The organism is Cellulomonas fimi (genome assembly GCF_028527925.1).
GTDB classification, from domain to species: domain Bacteria; phylum Actinomycetota; class Actinomycetes; order Actinomycetales; family Cellulomonadaceae; genus Cellulomonas; species Cellulomonas fimi_C.
The window spans coordinates 1-1,850 of the sequence record NZ_JAPESW010000103.1 but is presented as its reverse complement, the minus strand read 5'-3'; the positions used below and the strand labels follow the sequence as shown (position 1 = coordinate 1,850).

Genomic DNA, 1,850 nt, shown 5'->3' with positions numbered 1-1,850 from the left:
ACCACGGGTACTCGATTCGGGGGAAGGCGGGAGTCGGGGCAGAGGGCCCGGACTGGCGACGCGGCATCCAACCACGGCCCCGTTCCTGTGCGTGGGCTGTGTGACCCGCTTCACATCGCACCGGCGGAACCGCAGGTCCCGCGTTCACCGTGGCGTCGCCCGCGGGGCCTACCGGCATGTCGGTGGTCGGGTCCACGATGGGCCGGTCCGCACCGGATCGACGAGGAGGTCCCCCATGGCCGTGACCCTGAACCCGTACCTCAACTTCCGCACGGGTACCCGCGAGGTGATGGAGTTCTACCAGTCGGTCTTCGGGGGCGAGCTGAACGTCAGCACGTTCGCCGACTTCGGCGGTGCGCAGGACCCGTCGGAGGCCGACCTCGTCATGCACAGCCAGCTCACGACGCCCGACCTCACGCTCATGGCGGCCGACGTGCCGGCCCGCATGGAGCTCGCGTCGGGGTCCACGATCTCGGTGTCGCTCAGCGGTGACGAGGACGCGAAGCTGCGCGGCTGGTACGACGCGCTCGCCGAGGGCGGGACCGTCCTCGAGCCGCTGACCGTCGCGCCCTGGGGCGACGCCTTCGGCATGGTCGTCGACAAGTTCGGCACGACGTGGCTCGTCAACATCGCCGGGTCGGGTGCGGGGGCCGACGCCTGACGCGTCCCTCCGCCGGCGTCCGTCGACGCCCGTCGCCGGCCGTCCCTGCTCGTCGCCGTCGCCCGCCCGGCACGCTCCGGCGGGCGGCGCGTCATCCGTCAGGCGTGGACCGGCGCGTCGGCGGCGTCCGCCGTGGTGCGGGACCGGTCGGGAGCCGGTCGGCCCAGGAGCGCGCGCGGCGGCAGCACGCGGTCGATCCCGACCAGCGCGAGGCCGAGGACGTAGAACCCCACGCCGTAGATCGCGACGTTGAGGGCGAGCCCGCCCCAGCCGAGCTCTCCGAGGTCGATGAACCCGTACGGGTAGCCGAGGCCCCATACCAGCCCGCGGACCGTCGCGAACGTGCAGTACGCGAGCAGGTAGCCGAGCCAGTACGCGGCGTGCCGCAGCCGCAGACGCCGGTGCGCGTCGAGCAGCACGAAGTCGAGGAACGCCGCGATCGGCGTGATCTCGTGCTCGATCGTGCCCGACGTCAGCCCGAACGCGACCGCCGGGGCGTCGGCGGCCTCGGGCGCGAGCACGAAGTACGAGATCAGGCCGGTGATCGCGAGGAACAGCGTGACGCCGCCCTTGAGCCACGCGGGCGGCTGCGGGCGATCGAGCAGCGACGCGAACCCCGCCCAGATCATCACGACCGCGAGCATCAGGCCCGACTGGTTGGTGAAGTAGACGAGGCCGTCGAGGTCGCCGTCGAGCCAGATCTCGTGGGTCCCGATGAGCGCCAGCGTGGCGATCGCGAACCGCACGAGCGCGACCGGGACGTTGACGGCGGAGACGGACATGGTGCAGGCCCTTTCGACGACAGCGACGGTGCTGTGGACGGAACTGTCGCACCTCGACGGGGGGCGCCGCACCCACCGTGCCGGTGACGCGACGTGCCTGGTAGGAGGTCGTGCGGGGTCGCCGCGGGACGCGGCCTGGCCGCGGGACCGTGCCGGGCGGCCGTCGGCCTCGTCGTCAGCGAGCCGCGGCGGCGTCCCCGACGATCGCCTCGGCGTGGTCGGCGACCCAGGCCATGAGCGGCAGGAGGCGCGCGACGAGCTCGTCGCCGAGCGGGGTGAGGGAGTAGTCGACGCGCGGCGGCACCGTGCCGGTGACCTCGCGGTGCACGAGCCCGTCGGCCTCGAGCGTGCGCAGCGTCTGGGCGAGCATCTTCTCGCTGATGCCCTCGACGACGCGGCGCAGCTCC

The 1,850-nt window shown here is 73.0% G+C and carries 3 protein-coding genes; 1 reads left to right on the top strand and 2 read right to left on the bottom strand.

Annotated elements, in window-relative coordinates:
* Window positions 1-235: 235 nt before the first annotated feature.
* Window positions 236-661 (top strand): VOC family protein, encoded by a 426-nt coding sequence (locus OMK64_RS19900; protein ID WP_272730088.1) that lies wholly within the window; start codon window positions 236-238, stop codon window positions 659-661.
* A gap of 98 nt (window positions 662-759) precedes the next feature.
* Here OMK64_RS19900 and OMK64_RS19895 read toward each other — a convergent pair whose 3' ends face one another.
* Entirely contained in the window at window positions 760-1,443 is a 684-nt protein-coding gene (locus OMK64_RS19895) for a Pr6Pr family membrane protein (protein WP_272730087.1), read from the bottom strand.
* 175 nt (window positions 1,444-1,618) lie between these two features.
* Window positions 1,619-1,850, bottom strand: a 232-nt coding sequence (locus tag OMK64_RS19890; protein WP_272730086.1) for a winged helix-turn-helix transcriptional regulator, incomplete at its 5' end; no start/stop codon positions are given.